General features: G+C 59.6%; 13 protein-coding genes. 3 read left to right on the forward strand and 10 right to left on the reverse strand.

Going from position 1 to position 15,605, the window contains the following annotated elements:
- Window positions 1-173: 173 nt before the first annotated feature.
- Together IPP95_03430 and IPP95_03435 are read left to right on the forward strand one after the other, a co-directional pair.
- The gene (locus tag IPP95_03430) at window positions 174-1,796 is read left to right on the forward strand and encodes a S8 family peptidase (protein QQS73293.1); all 1,623 of its coding nucleotides are present in this window, start codon (window positions 174-176) and stop codon (window positions 1,794-1,796) included.
- Entirely contained in the window at window positions 1,793-2,395 is a 603-nt protein-coding gene (locus IPP95_03435; protein ID QQS73294.1) for a leucyl/phenylalanyl-tRNA--protein transferase, read from the forward strand. The genes IPP95_03430 and IPP95_03435 overlap by 4 nt, the downstream gene beginning before the upstream one ends.
- Here the strand turns inward: IPP95_03435 and IPP95_03440 are convergent, their stop codons facing one another.
- Entirely contained in the window at window positions 2,396-3,076 is a 681-nt protein-coding gene (locus IPP95_03440; protein ID QQS73295.1) for a copper homeostasis protein CutC, read from the reverse strand.
- A 1-nt stretch (window position 3,077) separates the two neighbouring features.
- Window positions 3,078-4,082: a N(4)-(beta-N-acetylglucosaminyl)-L-asparaginase gene (locus IPP95_03445; GenBank protein QQS73296.1), complete on the reverse strand. Its 1,005-nt coding sequence runs from the start codon at window positions 4,080-4,082 to the stop codon at window positions 3,078-3,080.
- On the opposite strand from IPP95_03445, the gene IPP95_03450 reads away from it, so the two are divergent.
- On the forward strand, window positions 4,064-4,414 hold the full coding sequence (locus tag IPP95_03450; GenBank protein ID QQS74185.1) for a DUF2141 domain-containing protein: 351 nt from the start codon (window positions 4,064-4,066) through the stop codon (window positions 4,412-4,414). The two genes, IPP95_03445 and IPP95_03450, sit on opposite strands and share 19 nt — an antisense overlap.
- A 968-nt stretch (window positions 4,415-5,382) precedes the next feature.
- Here the strand turns inward: IPP95_03450 and IPP95_03455 are convergent.
- The 8 genes from IPP95_03455 to IPP95_03490 form a co-directional block, all read right to left on the reverse strand.
- Complete coding sequence (locus IPP95_03455) at window positions 5,383-6,036, reverse strand: phosphatase (protein QQS73297.1); 654 nt, start codon at window positions 6,034-6,036, stop codon at window positions 5,383-5,385.
- A 140-nt stretch (window positions 6,037-6,176) separates the two neighbouring features.
- Entirely contained in the window at window positions 6,177-7,199 is a 1,023-nt protein-coding gene (locus tag IPP95_03460; GenBank protein QQS73298.1) for a CBS domain-containing protein, read from the reverse strand.
- Between the two features lie 147 nt (window positions 7,200-7,346).
- Window positions 7,347-8,195 (reverse strand): 3-deoxy-8-phosphooctulonate synthase, encoded by an 849-nt coding sequence (gene kdsA, locus IPP95_03465; GenBank protein QQS73299.1) that lies wholly within the window; start codon window positions 8,193-8,195, stop codon window positions 7,347-7,349.
- 93 nt (window positions 8,196-8,288) lie between these two features.
- Window positions 8,289-8,909, reverse strand: a complete 621-nt coding sequence (locus tag IPP95_03470; protein QQS73300.1) for a fumarylacetoacetate hydrolase family protein — start codon at window positions 8,907-8,909, stop codon at window positions 8,289-8,291.
- A gap of 152 nt (window positions 8,910-9,061) precedes the next feature.
- Window positions 9,062-9,832, reverse strand: coding sequence for a 3'-5' exonuclease (locus IPP95_03475; GenBank protein ID QQS73301.1), 771 nt, complete (start codon window positions 9,830-9,832; stop codon window positions 9,062-9,064).
- 67 nt (window positions 9,833-9,899) lie between these two features.
- On the reverse strand, window positions 9,900-12,125 hold the full coding sequence (locus IPP95_03480; GenBank protein QQS73302.1) for a PD40 domain-containing protein: 2,226 nt from the start codon (window positions 12,123-12,125) through the stop codon (window positions 9,900-9,902).
- A gap of 86 nt (window positions 12,126-12,211) precedes the next feature.
- Complete coding sequence (locus IPP95_03485) at window positions 12,212-13,534, reverse strand: 2-oxo acid dehydrogenase subunit E2 (protein QQS73303.1); 1,323 nt, start codon at window positions 13,532-13,534, stop codon at window positions 12,212-12,214.
- An 87-nt stretch (window positions 13,535-13,621) separates the two neighbouring features.
- A complete protein-coding gene (locus IPP95_03490) occupies window positions 13,622-15,520 on the reverse strand; it encodes a glycosyltransferase (GenBank protein QQS73304.1) in 1,899 nt (632 codons plus the stop codon).
- Between the last annotated feature and the right edge of the window lie 85 nt (window positions 15,521-15,605).

A 15,605-nucleotide genomic window follows, 5' to 3' on the forward strand; every position in this document is an offset into this window, starting at 1 on the left:
GTGATACCCGTTCTCGATCCTCAGTACTCACTACCCGGTACTCGGTACCCTGTACCAGAAAAACCGCTCACCGACCCCTATTGACTTTCTCTGCGCCTCTGCGCCTTTGCGGCTATTCCCTACCCGAACTCTTCTCTGCGCCTCTGCGTCTCTGCGGCCTTTTCCTGCCCCTCTTGATCTCTGCGCCTCTTCTCGCCCAGACCGCTCCCGCCACTTATTGGGTGCAGTTCACCGACAAGGACCACACGCCGTACAGCCTTTCAGCCCCGCAGGAATTCCTGTCACAGCGTGCCCTTGATCGCCGCATCCGGCAGAACATCCCGATCGATTCCCTCGACCTGCCAGTGGACCCGGCCTATGTCGCGCAATTGATGGCCGCCGGTGACTTCCAGTTGCTGACCCGGAGCAAATGGTTCAATGCCGTCACCATCCGCAGCACGGACACCCTGGCCCTGGACTCGCTCGGCTTGTTGCCCTTCATCCATGTGGTGCAGATCACGGTGGACGGAAAACCACGCCCTGCGCGCCATGCCTTGAAGTTCGGGATGGAGACCAAGACCTACGCAAGCGACTATGGCCTCTCGTTCCGGCAGATCGAGATGATGAACGGCCACCTGTTGCATGCCGTGGGTGATGCTGAAGGACAGGGCATGCTTATCGGCATTCTCGATTCGGGCTTTCAGGACGCGGACATATTGCCGGGGCTTTCCGCGCTCCGCGATCAGAATGGTATCGTCCTCACCCGCGACCTGGTGGAGCCCGGAGGCAACGTTTACGCGCAGCATTATCACGGCAGAAGTGTGCTCTCGCTGATGGCCGGGAAAGTGGAAGGGCAACTCTTGGGGACCGCGCCCTTGGCGAACTACGCCCTTGTCCGGACCGAGAACGTGGCCACCGAATACATCGTGGAGGAGGACAACTGGGTCAGCGGCGCAGAGCTCTGCGACAGCCTTGGCTGCGATGTGCTCAACACGTCCTTGGGCTATACCACCTTCGACGACCCCACGCAGGACCACAGCTATGCGGACCTCAACGGGCTCACGTCGCGCATGACGCTCGCGGCGGACATCGCCACGCGCAAAGGCATGATCCCCGTGAACAGTGCCGGGAACAGCGGTGCCGCACCATGGCATTACATCGGTGTCCCGGCGGACGCGTTCGACATCCTCGCTGTGGGTGCCGTGGGCAGTGACCGCATCCTGGCCGACTTCAGTTCCCGCGGACCCAGTGCGGACGGGCGCATAAAGCCGGACGTTAGCGCCATGGGCTTAGGCACGATCGGCATTGGCACCGGCGGGCAGGATGTGTACGCCATCAACGGCACCTCCTTCTCCTCCCCGCTCGTGGCGGGCCTTACCGCATGTCTGTGGCAGTTGCATCCCGATCGCACCGCGCACGACGTCATGACCGCCGTACGGCGCAGCGCTTCGCAACACGATCATCCCGATGACGATCTCGGGTACGGCATCCCGGACTTCTGGCGGGCGCACCTCCTGCTCGGCGGAAGGGACCTGACCCATCTTGCCGACCCCACAGTGCTCGCCGTGATGCCCGTGCCGTTCACGGATTTTCTGGATATCGAAGTGTACGCCGGTGAAAGCGACGCGATGGACCTGAAGATCTATGACATGCTCGGCCGGAAATTGTGGGCCTCCACCACGGGCTTGGAACCGGGGACCTACTCCCGCGTGCGGATCCAGAACGATCTGCTGACACAATTGCGCGCCGGGGCCTACATCGTTGAGGTGCAAGTGGGCGGGTCCCGTCTGACGCAGCGTGTCATCAAGGCGGAATGACCCCTGGCCGATCCTCTTCCGGGAAGCTCCAGCTCACGGCCGATCTCCTGCTTGCTGCTTACAAGCAGGGCTTCTTCCCCATGGGTGATGAGCTTGGTGAGTTGGAATGGCACAGCCCCGATCCCCGTGCGGTCTTTCCGTTGGAAGCCATCCGCCCGAACGCACGCTTTCTTCGCTTCCTGCGGAACAGCGGGCTGAACTGCACGCGTGACACCGGATTTGAGAAGGTGATGCGCTACTGCGCCACCGCACATGGTGACACTTGGATCACGGAGGAGATGATCGCGGCATACACAGCGCTGCATCGCATCGGGCATGCACACAGCGTGGAGACCTGGGAAGGTGACAAACTCGTGGGCGGGACCTATGGTGTCAGCATCGGCGCGGCGTTCTTTGGGGAGAGCATGTTCAGCCTTGTTCCCAATGCAAGCAAAGCGGCCTTCCATCACTTGGCCGATCATTTGCGTGCCCACGGCTTCACCCTGTTCGATTCGCAGTATCTCAACGATCACACGGCCTCCTTGGGCGCGATCGAAATACCTCGGCCCGACTTCCTGGAACTGTTGAAGGACGCCCTCCAGCGGCCTTGCACTTTCTGATCAACGCCCCCCAAGCCTCAGCACTTGGACCAAGGCCTGCACCTCATTGGGATCCGCGATGTGGTCCGTGGAGTTTGCCGTTATCGCGGAACTGTGGTACTCGGTAGCACCCGTGGCCGCGATGATCTCCGCAATGTTTTCGCTGCGCACCCCGCCGCCCGGCATCACCACGATGCGCCCGGCGGCCTGTGCCACCAATTGCTTGATGATGCGCGCGCCTTCCAACGCATTGGCGTGAAGTCCGGAGGTGAGCACACGTGCGCACCCCGCTTCGATCAACACTTCCAACGCGGACGAGGGATCCGGCACTTGATCAAAGACCTTGTGACAGGTCACCGCCATCGGGCCCGCCTCTTGCACGATGCGCTTCATCAGGCCCACATCCAACGAGCCATCGCTGCGCTGCGCTCCCGCCACGATTCCCGGACAGCCCAGCTCGCGGCAGGCCCGGATGTCGCGCCACATCACGTCCAGTTCTTCCGAGTTGTAGATGAAATCTCCTCCGCGGGGCCGGATCATGGGAAACACCGGCAGCCCCAGCTCCATCGCAGCGGTGATCATTCCCCAGCTCGGCGTGGTGCCGCCTTGCAACGGGCCCGAACAGAGTTCAACGCGGTCCGCCCCTGCTTCCCTCGCGATCCGGCAGGAGCTCAGCGAGTAAGCGCAGACCTCCAGCAGCATCTCAGAAGTGGTGTTTCACCGGTATGCTCTGCTCCGTGGAACCGCTCTTCACCGAGAAGGTGAAGCCGTCCTGCAAAGCGTACGCCCCGTAAGAGCCGTCCCGCCCCAACGCGAGGAAGCCTACCTGCACCGCTTTCGCAGCCGCGGGGTCGCGATGGACGATCCGCTCCACCGTGGCCCGGCAGGCCTCTTCGGGTGAATGCCCTTGGCGCATCAGTTCCACCACGGTATGGCTGCCCACGATGCGGATCACCTCCTCGCCCACGCCGGTACTGGTGGCCGCCCCCACCTCGTTGTCCACGAAGAGGCCCGCGCCGATGATGGGCGAATCGCCAACACGCCCGCGCAGTTTGTAGGCCATGCCGCTGGTGGTGCAGGCACCGCCAAGATCCCCGACCGCATCCAACGCAAGGATCCCGATAGTGTCGTGGTTCCGTTCGCCACCCGGCAACGCGTTCTCGATGTTGGGCACCGGCTCGTACTTCGCGGTCTTCAACCACTCCTGCCACTCCAAGCGGCTTTGCTCGGTGAGAAGGTCCTCTTTTGTGAAGCCGTTCTCCAAAGCGAACTGCAGTGCGCCTTCACCGGCCAACATCACATGGGGCGTGCGGTCCATCACCATGCGGGCCACGGAAACAGCATGCACGATATGCTCCAACGCGGCCACCGATCCACAACGTCCGCGGGCGTCCATGATGCAAGCATCCAAGGTGACGTGACCATCGCGGTCCGGACGTCCGCCGAGCCCCACGGACTGGTTGGTCGGGTCGGCCTCCGGCACGCGCGCTCCGGCCTCTACGGCATCCAAGGCATGCCCGCCATCCTTCAAGATCTTCCATGCGGCAGCATTCGCCTGCTGTCCAAAGTCCCAAGTGGAGATCACAATGGGCGATCCGGTGGCCCGCCGAGGTGCGGAAGGTTGGCGCCTCATGGCGAATGAACGTCCTGCCAGCGCTGCCGCGGACGTGATGGCGGAAAGGCGCAGGAATTTCCTTCTATCGATCATGGGAACAGGTCCGGACCGGAAAGGTACGTCCAGCATACGACAAGAGCTGGATCGGTTGGACGCAAGAACCCTATGGCCTCAGCAATGATGCACCGATGAATGCGGGACCGCCTTCATTCAACCCATCTGCTATCGGGGTGAAGGCCGAGGGCGGACAGTCTGGGTGCGGCTGCGGAGAGCACGTGCAACGCACAATTTCAACACGTGATAAGTTCCCCGTGCAACCAAAGGTGGAACCAGCCCAACTGGAGCAGGAAAGCCGCCGCCAGGATGGGAATGCGCCAGCGGGAACGAGCCATGACATCGCCCGCGAGCAGGAAAAGCGGGAATAGGACCGTGCTGAAGCGAGGCATGGATGCGACCGAGCCACTACACAAAGGCAGCAGGATACTGACTGCGATCAAGAGGTTAAAGGACAAGGGCAGCTTCTTGCGCACTGCAATTGCCAAAGCGAAAAGTGCCAGTGTATACCAAGAGTCGAACTGCGTGGCAATATCACCGCCATTGAAGAAGCCCATGAAAGGCCATGTGAACGACCTGCCCCAACCGGCTTGTGCGGAGGAAAACGCGAAGGGATCCCCCGTTCGATCCCATTGAAATACGCCGTATGCCGCGAAAGCCATGACCGGGAATGCCAATGGCCACGACCGTTTCAGCCAACGGTACGGCTTTCGCCAAATATCATCGATGCGGGCACCGTCCACTTCCACCGCGTAGACCAGAAGAACGGGAAGGAGGAACAACCCGTTGGGGCGCGTGAGCACCAAGGCCGTGGAACACACCGCCAGCCCCATGGAAGAATGCCTCGCGACCGAATAGAAAGCACCCAGAAGCGCACAGAGGAAAAGGGCCTCCGTCATGCCAAGATGGAAATAGATGCCGAACGGCTGCAAGAGCATGGCCATCACTCCCCAAAAGGCCACAGCAGTACCTTTCAGGACCGTGAAGAAGCGGAGGGCCAATAGTGCAAGCAGGCCCGATAAAAGCGCACCCAGCAGGAGCATGGAATCGGCAGTGCTCGATCCCGTTATCTGGACGGTTGCTCGGACCGCCCAGGGATAAAGTGGAAAGAACGCCCATTCCGTCTGATGGATGTCGGCACCGTGCCAATGGCCGAGGTCCCCGTCCACAGGTGTACGGTAGCCCTCCGCAGCGATCTGTTGGTACCAGCCGGCATCACAGTTCACGCAATCCCGGGTGGGGACGTCCGCAATCTTGCCCCAGATCGAATAAAGCGAACTTATTCCCAGCGCAACGCCGATGACCAAGAGCATGTGTGAACGGGCAGGGAACATGGAGTTCAGCGCCTACCTCGTTCCACCTTGGGTTCCGTGGCGTTGCGCTCCTGTAAATACCGTTGGTAGCCTTGGCTGTACGCGGCACGTTGATCAAAGACCTCGGTGAAATTCCCGAGCAGTTCGATCACCGCTTCAGTTCCTTCCCTCAACCCGTTCTCCCCGCCACTGCATGCCGTCACGATGTCCGCATCGCCGCGTGCGATCACATGTTCGGTGAAGCGCAAGCCCGCTTTCCGCCCGATCATCACCCGCAGGCCGCATTGCTTGGCGAGCGCCAAGTCGATGGCATCATCGAAGAAGAAAGCCACTTCCTCGGGCTTCAGTCCATTGTCACGCAGGAACACTTCGAACGCATCCGGTTTGTTGATGAAACCCATGTAGATGGCATGGAACTTCTCGCGCTGAACGAACTGCTCCGCCTGCGGATTGATCTGTCCCGTGATCACCGCCGCTGGTGGGTTCGCACCGTTCTTCAGCCAAAGGGCAAAGCGCAGCATGTTCACGCCCATGCTCCCTGTCTCACTGAACGGGCTGCCACGATCAAGGTCCTTCCAACCGTCGTTGAACACCCCGTCCCAGTCGAAGAGGACGGCCTTGATCTTCTTCACACGGCGTTGCAGTTCCGCAGGCTCGTGCAGGTAACGGGTTTGGTGCATTCCAGTTGTCAGTTGTTCGTTATCAGGGCGGAACTTGAACGTCAGTGGTGGGATGGTAACGTCAGCGTGATATACTGTCGCGGCAAAGCGTCGGCAGCCTGACAACTGACAACTGACAACCGACAACTATTCAAAGACCACTACCCCGCGATCGCCTTCATCATGTCCTGGATGTCCAGCATGCCGAGTTGCTTACCATTCTCACTGACGCTGAGCGTATCCACCTTGTGCTCCTTGAAGAGCTTCTGAGCCTCGTCCAGCAAGGCTTCCGGGGAAACGGTGTACGGCGCATTGAATTTCAGCGTGCTGAGCTTCTTCGAGAGGAATTTGTTGCCTTCCTTCTCGATGCCGCGACGCAGGCCGCCATCGGTGAAGACGCCCTTGTTCTTGCCTTTCGCGTCCACCACCATCACGGCGCCGAAGCCGTGTTTGGTCATTTCCACCAGCGCCTCGCTCACGGTCGCGGTCTCCTTTACCACAGGGTTGCTGCGCGAGAGCACGTCCTTCACCTTCATGGTGATCAAGCGGGTGTGCTCATAGAACTGCTGCGTGCCAAGCGTGGTCATGTTGTTGTCGGTGAGCTGCTTCATCAGCTTCCAGGGCACGGTGATGGTGTGTACACCGATCTCCACCGCATTGCGCACATGCTCCACGGTGCGGACGCTGCTGAACATGATCTTGCTGTCGTAGCCGTAGTAGTTCACGGCCTCTACGCACTGCTGCACGAGACTGAGGGCATCATGCCCTTGGTCCTGCAAGCGGCCCACGAGCGGGCACACATAGTTGGCGCCGGCCTGCATCGCCATGTAGGCCTGCTGCAGCGTGTACACGAGGTGTACGTTCACCATGATGCCCTGGTCGCGCAGCATCTTGCAGGCGCGCAGTCCTTCAAGGCTCACTGGGATCTTGAAGACGGTGGTCTCCTTCTTGAGGCCCATCTTCAATTGGCGCTTCGCCTCCTTCACCACTTCCTCGGCCGTTTCACCCAAGGCCTCCACCTGGAGGATGGGCACCTTCTTCGCGAGGTCCAGGATCATCTTGTCGATGTTCGTGACCCCGCCCCGGTGCATGAAGGTGGGCGTGGTGGTGAGACCGGTGAGGAAGCCAAGTTTGAAGGCTTCGTCGATCTCCTTGATGTCGGCACTGTCTAAGTAGAGTTCCATGGTGAAGTTTCTACCGCAAAGAACGCTAAGAGCGCTAAGAAATGCGGGGTGGTTGAAGAATTTGTTTGTTGTCCGATGTCTTAGGTCCTACGCTTGTTATCCGGTGCAAGCATAGGACATAGGACAGAGGACAGTGTTGATCTGCGATCACTTGCTCACGGTTACGTCTTCCCGGTATTGCACTTCCACAGCGTGCAGGTCCATCAGTGGCTTCAGGAATTCCTCGAGGTCGTAGACACAAAGCTGGCTGGCCGCATCACAGAGGGCAGTGCTCGGGTCGGGGTGTGTTTCGATGAAGATGCCATCGACGCCAGCGGCCACTCCGGCGCGGGCGATCGTGGGCAGGAACTCGCGGTTGCCGCCGCGCGGATCGGCGCTGGGGATCCCGTACTTGCGGATGCTGTGCGTGATGTCGAACACCACGGGATAGCCCGCTTGGCGCAGGTGGTAGAAGGCGCGCGGGTCCACCACGAGGTCGTTGTAGCCCAGCACAAAGCCGCGCTCGGTCAGGATGATCTTCTCGTTGCCGGTGCTCTCGATCTTCTTCACCGGCTTCACCATGTTGTCCGGTGCAAGGAACTGCCCGTGCTTCAGGTTGATCACGGCACCGGTCTTCGCGGCCTCGGTCACCAGCGTGGTCTGCATGCAGAGGTAGGCCGGGATCTGCAGTACATCGCATACCTCAGCGGCGGCTTTCACTTGGCTGGGATAGTGGACGTCCGTGAGCAGCGGGAATCCGAATTCCTTCTTCACCCTCTCCAGCACCTTAAGCCCCTCGTCCAGGCCTGGCCCCATGTAGAACTCCACGCTGCTGCGGTTGTCCTTCATGAAGCTGCTCTTGTAGATCATGGGCACCTTGGTGCGCTCGCTCACCTCACGGAGCTTTTCCGCGGTGCGCATCATGATGCTCTCGTCCTCGATCACACAAGGGCCGGAAATGAGGAACAGTTGATCGGCACCGCAATCAATGTTGCCGACTTGTACGTGCTTGGTCATGCAGAAGTGGTGACTGGTGAATAGTGATTAGTGACTGGTGCGGCAGCCTGAAAACTGAGAGTTGGCAACTGACAACTGTTTCTCGTCGCAAATCTACCGTTTCCCTACCGTTGCGTTCAGCATGCGTTTGCCATTGAGGAGACCTTCCAGCACATCGCCTTCCACAATGGGGCCGATCCCTGCCGGGGTGCCGGTAAAGAGCAGGTCTCCCGGTTCCAGGGTGATGAAGCGGGATACGTATGCGATCAGCTCGGCGACGGGAAAAAGCATGTTCGCGGTGGAATCCTTTTGCACGGTCACCCCGTTCTTCTTCAGTTCGAGACCCAAAGCCTGCAGATCGGTGGACGCGGTCATGGGCAGTTCCACTTCCCCTAAGACGGCCGAGCCATCCCATGCTTTGGCCTTCTCCCATGGAAGTCCCTTTGCCTTCAGTTGGTTTTGGAGCGTACGTGCCGTGAGGTCGAGGCCCAAGGTGAAGGATGCGATCAGTCCCAATGCCATGGCCACAGGGACGTCCTTGGCATAACTATCGATCATCACTACCAGTTCCAGTTCGTGTTCGATCTCTCCCGGGATGTCGGGCAATAAGATCGGCTGGCCGGGATAAAGGCAGGCGGTGGTGGGCTTCAGAAAGAAGATCGGTTCGGCGGGGACCTCATTGCCGGTCTCCTTGGCGTGGTCGGCGTAGTTGCGACCGATGCAGATGATCTTCATGGTGAAAGAGGTTCACGAATAAGCCGCTGAGACGCGGAGGCGCGGAGAAAAGTGAGGTTCAGTGCAGGAATGGAACGGCGACCTTCCGAAAGTAATGCCCCGATCGGCGGCTTGCATTTCTCTGCGCCTCGGCGTCTCTGCGGCATTTTTCATTAGGCGTGTATGTCAGCCAGCACGTTCCTCATCACGGCCAAGGTACTGCCGGGCAGGTCGGCTTTGGTCATCAACCATTGCATGTAACCGGGATCGTTCCGGCCGATGTTCTCAATGGTCCAGCCTTTATACTTCCCGAAGGAGAGGCAAATACCACCGTGGTCGTCGAACTGCAATTTCCGGGCAGCGTCCGGTGCGCGTTTACGGTCCCCGCAGAACTCACCCAAGGCCGCAGCGTCCTTTGGCAGCTCCGGATAACGCTCCAATTGCGCGAGCAGAACGTCCGCCGTCATCTCCACATCGGCCAAGGCGTCGTGCGCTCCCGCGTGCTCACGGTCCAGATAGAACTGTGCGGCAGCGGTGAGGTCACGGCGCTCGAAGTGATGGTAGATCCGCAAAGCGTCGATAACGCGCATAGCGGACGTGTCCCAAGATGCACCCGCCCGATAGAGTTCTTCGCTGAGGAAAGGCAGGTCGAACCGGAGCACATTGAAACCGCACAGGTCGCAGCCTTCAAATTGGTGCAGCACTTCTTTCGCAAGCTCGGCCAACACCGGTGCATCGGCCACATCGGCGTCCGAGATCCCGTGCACGGCAGTGGCTTCCGGAGGGATGTGCATTTCCGGGTTCACCAGGCTCTGCCACTTTTCGCGTGTGCCGTCCGGCATCATACGGACCACCGCGATCTGCACGATGCGGTCATGCCCGACACGCACGCCGGTGGTCTCCAGGTCAAATACGGCCAGCGGCCGTTCCAATTCCATTGCCATGGCTGCAAGTTGGGCATGAAAAAGCCCCCGCGATCACGGGGGCTTTTCATTTTTTGAACAGTCCGGATCAACGCACCTTCAACTTCACGAACTGGAACTTGCCGTATTTCCCGGTGTTCTTGTAATCGCCTCCGTATTTGGGGCCCTGTACCAGATGGTTCACGGATTCGAGCAGCAGGTCCTTGGGATCCTTGCCAGCGGTCCTTACCGCGTCCAGCAGCGCTTTACGTGCCACCTCCATGCGCAGGTTGCTCAGCTTGTCATTGGTGCCGTAGGTCTTGGTAGGAACATGCGAGGCACTGGCTTCGATGGTCACTTTCACCTTGCCCTCCTTGACCAAGAGATCGACCACTTTGGTGGCGAATTCCGTCCACTTTGGGTCGTTCGTGTCAATATCCTTTTCGTTGTAGCCATGGTATTTCACGAACTCGGCTGCGAACGTTGCATCCGGGGTGACGTGCGTCTCACCCTCTTGCTTGCGTTGTGCATCGGTCTTCGGCTCCCCGGTCGTTGCTTCCGCGGTCGGAGGCACCACTTTGGCGGACGGTCCCACCACGGTCACTCCCTCCTTCACAGGTTCCCCCTTCTCCTTGCTTCCCGGGGGAGCGCCTTTTGGCAAGTCCACGATGCTGGCGGCTCCATCCAATGAAACGGGGTTCAGGTAGACCTCCTTGTTGATCTCCTGGTAGGCACTTTCACACTCTACGAAGATGTCCTCCGTATGCACCGTTTTGTCGTTCACGCGGTAGTCGAGGTTATAGTTCTTGCAGGGTTCCAATATGGCCACATAGACCCCGTCCCGCTGCCGTGGCTTATAGCTCTTCACCTCACCGGTCTCCTTGTTGGTGACATAGAGCGTGGTGGTCGGGGAAAGCTGTTCGCCGGGGGGCGGGATGATGAAGCCCTTTAGCACCGCAAGCCCCTCTGCCCCCATTTCGTCGGGGAAGTCCACGAAGTAGATGTCCTTTTCCCCATAACCACCGATCTTGTCCGAGCTGAAATAGCCGCGGCGGCCGTCGGCGGTGGTCACGAAGAAGACATCATCATCCACGGTATTCAAGGGATAACCGATGTTCACCGGGGTGCTCCATGTACCGTCCGCCTGTTGTTCCGTAGAGAAGATGTCGAAGCCGCCCATACTGCTGTGCCCCGTGCTGGAGAAATACAGGGTGCGGCCATTGGGATGGATGAATACGCCGTCCTCTTCATAGGAAGTGTTCACCGCATTCCCGATATTCTGTGCCTTGCTCCATTCCCCGCTGGGCAGCTTCACCACGCGATAAACGTCCCGCCCCCCATAACCACCGGGGCGGTTGCTGACGAAATAGAAGGTGTTGCCGTCCGCGCTCAAGGCACCATGGGTCTCCCAAGACTTGGTGTTGATGTCGGAGCCCATCTTCACGGGATCGCTCCACAATTCACCGACGAGCTTGCTCTCGTAGAGATTGCCATCGCCGTCATCATCCTTGTAGATGATCAAGGTCTGTCCATCGGCGGAGACGTTCACCGAGGCCAAGTGCCCCGCGGGTGGATTTATGTTCAGGGGCTCGGGGGACTGCCATGCACCGGTGCGGTCCTTGTAGCTCACATAGATATTCTCGAAGGGAAGCCCCGCGACCGGGTCGATCACACCGGAATTGCTGCTGTCCGGACGGATGCGGCGGCTGGTGTAGAACATGGCGTTGCCGTCCACGCTGATCACCGGGCTGAAGTCCGGATATTCGCTGTTGACCACCGGCCCGATATTGCTTATGGTGTAATTCTTCGGGTCGGCCATCAATTTTCGAGCGTTCGCGGTCTGTTCCAGTCCGTGCTCGGCCATGGGCTTGAAATCGCTACGGTTGTCCGCTTCCGCTATGAACTTCTTGTAACCCTCATCCGCCTTGTCGAATTGGCCGTCCAGATGGTAAGCCTTGCCTAACCAGTAATCCACTTTCGGCGGCGCATTGCGCTCCTTGGGGTCGAAGGGGTCATAGCCTGCCGTGTTCAACCCACCATAGCGCGCGGTCCTCTTCGTCGCGGCGACTTCCAGATAGGGTAGAGCTTTGGCCTTTTCATTATAGGAGAGCATGTAGGCCTCCCCTACCTTCCAGTTCAGGTTGGCGTTGTCCGGATCATTGGCCAAGAGCGCTTTCCATTCGAGGGCGGCCTGCCCATAGAGTTTCTCCTCCATCAGGAGACTGGCCTCCTCAAAGGTCGCTTTGTCCGCGACCCCATTGTCCTGAGCCTTGAGGCCCACGCCTAAGCAGAGCAAGGGGATGGCAAAAATCGTAGCGTGGAATTGTCTCCTCATCGCATGATGCATTCTGACGCTCCAATACCGGAGCGAGGTGGGTTTGTGGCTAAATGTAGATGTTTTCCGTTGCCGCGCATGAATTCCTATATCTCCGTGTCCAGCGACCATCCCTCGAGGATGTCAGCAACGCGCCGCACGAACTTGCCCCCAAGGGCCCCGTCCACCACCCGGTGATCGTAGCTGTGGCTGAGGTACATCATGTGGCGAACGGCGATCACATCCCCGGTGGGGGTTTCCAGCACGGCCGGTTTTTTCTGGATCGCCCCGAACGCCATGATGGCCACTTGGGGCTGGTTGATGATCGGTGTGCCGAGCACGTTCCCGAAGGTCCCCACATTGGTCACGGTATAGGTGCCGCCGCTGACCTCATCGGGCGTGAGCTTCCCTTGACGCGCCCGCCTGGCCAGATCGTTCACGGTCTTGGCCAAGCCCATCAGGTTCAGGCGGTCCGCGTTCCGCACTACGGGGACGATGAGGTTCCCCGAGGGTAACGCGGCTGCCATGCCGATGTTGATGTCCTTTTTCTTGATGATCGTGGTGCCGTCCACCTGGATGTTGATCATCGGCATTTCCTTTATCGCTTGGGCGATTGCCATGATGAACACCGGTGTGAAAGTGATCTTCTCCCCTTCACGCTTCTCGAAGGCGTTCTTCACCTTGTTGCGCCAAAGCACCAGATTGGTCACGTCGGCCTCCACAAAGCTGGTGACGTGGGGGCTGATGTGCTTGCTCATCACCATGTGGTCGGCGATCAGCTTCCGCATGCGGTCCATTTCGATCAGCTCATCGCCGGGGCCGGCCTTGATGCTTGGCGCCACGGGAGCGGCGCTAGCGGCCATGGCCGTTGGAGCCGTCGCCGGGGCCGGCTGTTCCGGGCTCCTACCATTGCCAACGTTCGTGGTACCGCGTTGTGGCAGGTAGTCCAAGAGGTCCTTCTTCGTCACACGGCCACCTTGTCCGCTGCCTTCAAGGGCTTCCAGTTCATTCATGGACACGCCCTCGCTCTTCGCGATGTTGCGCACCAACGGGCTGTAGAATTTTCCGCTCGGCCCTGTCTTTTCCACGGCAACGCCAGGTACGGCTTTCGCCGCCGGGGCCGCACTGACCTTGACTTCGGCCGCGGCTGGTACGGCAGCGGCTGAAGTGGCCGTCGCGACAGCACTGCCTTCGGCACCTATGTACGCAATGGGCTGTCCCACCTGCACTACGTCACCGTCCTTGACCAAACGCTTGATGAGGATGCCGTCCTGAGGGGCGGGTACCTCGCTGTCAACCTTATCCGTGGCGATCTCCACCAAAGGCTCATCAGCCTCCACACGGTCCCCGTCGTTCTTCAACCATTTGATAATAGTGGCCTCGGCCACGCTTTCGCCCATTTTAGGCAGTAGGATCTCGATCTGTGACATAGTTTTCCGCTTCTGGCAAGACGGTATCGCGGGCTGCGAAGATATCCGCTGCCCGGAAACAACCTGACTTCAGTTCGTACTGCCTGTTCAGGCCCGGCCCAGCCTCGCAAAATCCATTGCCACACGTCCCAGGTCCTTCCATACCCGGTAGTCCTTGGCATACTCCAGATCTTTGCGCTGTACTGTACGGCGGTCAGCCTTGAGGCCATCTCCACCGGAAATACCCAGCACTCCGGGGCTGATCCGCGGAATACGTGGATCGGGGCGGGGAGAGGCGTAACCTACCCAGGTCAGCTTCCCCACGAGTACCATGAACAGGTTCCGGGGGAACCCCGACTTGTTCCGGACGAATAAAATGCTGATGGGCAGGCTGAGCAGGAAGAACACGGACAGCAGTACGTCCATGGTCCGGCGCCGACGCCGCGAAGCAGAACTGTTCACCGCATGGTCGCGGAGGATCAGCAGGTCCTGCAAGCTCTCCGTAGAGCTGGGCCCGATGATGAATTCCGAGGACGGCTGGGCGATCTTGAAGACTGCTCGGGTGGTCCGCAGCTCTTCCATGATCTCGATGATACGCTGCATGCGCAGGTCCTTGGCACAGAACACCACCTCGTCCAGCCGTTGCCGCCTGATCAACTTTCGGAGCGTTTCCACGCCGCCCGATGCGTTTGCCGTGTCCGTGTCCATGGTCATTTCACGGCCAAGACCATAGTGGGTCTGCCATAGCAGTCCAAGGGCGAGCCTGGCCTCCACAACGGAGCCGGCCACCAAGACCCTGGCCCGTTCCACCCATGTGGAAGAGCGGCGCCTCAGGCCCAGCAAGTTCAACAGGCCACGAATGCACAGAAAGATGGTGCCCGCCATGGCCAAGAAGGGAAGTGCCCGCTCCGGTCCGGCCCCGGTCCAATACCGTACTGCAAGGGCCACAATGACCAATGCGGCCAAACCTTTAAGCACGTTCAACAACCTCAACGGGCGGTCGTAGGCACCAAACAAGGCCATTACGCCCACTACGCCCATCGCCACCAGCACTTTGTCCCAATAGGCCACGGACGATACCACTCCCGTTCGTTCCATCAGGAACATGCCACCGATCAGCAAGGACAGGTCCACCAGGGGCAGTAGCGCCTCGCGCAGGAACCGGGTGACGATGGCCGTGGCGGCGCTCAGGTAAATGGCACCCCGGATCACCAAGGAGAATAACTGCGGGCCGCGGCGCGTAAAATGCTTCCGCGCGAAAATGGCCATGGCATTATAGAAGACGAAGACATAGTTCACGCTGCTCTTCTTCGTGCTCTCGCCTTTGTAGTGGATGATCTTGGCTTGGGGCAGGTACCAGTTCTCAAAGCCGCCCATGGTGATCCGGTAGCTTAAGTCGATGTCCTCGCCGTACATGAAAAAGCTCTCATCGAGCAAGCCCACTTCGTCCAGCGTCTTCTTCCGGAGGAACATGCAGGCTCCGGAAAGGATCTCGATGGGCGCGGCCTCATCCTCGGGCAAATGGCCCAGGTGATATCGTCCGAAGAACCGGCTGTGCGGGAAAAGCCGGGAAAGTCCCATGATCTTGAAAAAAGCCACGGTGGGCGTGGGGAGACCGCGTTTGCTCTCCGGAAGGAAGCGGCCCGTGCCGTCGATCATCTTCACACCAAGGCCTCCCGCCTTCGGGTGGGCGGCCAGGAAATCGACCACCTTGTGGAACACGTCCTCCCCTACCACCGTGTCCGGGTTCAGCAGCACCACATATTCCGCGGTGCTTTCCCGGATCGCTTGGTTGTTGGCCCGGCTGAAGCCCACGTTCTCGCGGTTGGCGATGAGCCTCACGCTCGGATATTTCTCACGGACCATCTCCGCGCTCCCGTCCGTGCTCAGGTTGTCCACCACGAAGACCTCGCCCTCCATCCCGTTCAACGCCTCGAACACCGTCCGCAGGCATTGCTCCAAGTAGGCCTTGACGTTGTAGTTGACGATGATGACGCTGAGCTTCATTCCGGGAAATCGGTGCGTTGCGGGTTAAAAGTGTTACGGGTTACGGGTTGAAAGCGACCCTTGCAAAGCGAACTGCACCAACACG

Source organism: Flavobacteriales bacterium, assembly GCA_016700415.1.
GTDB lineage: Bacteria > Bacteroidota > Bacteroidia > Flavobacteriales_F > PHOS-HE28 > PHOS-HE28.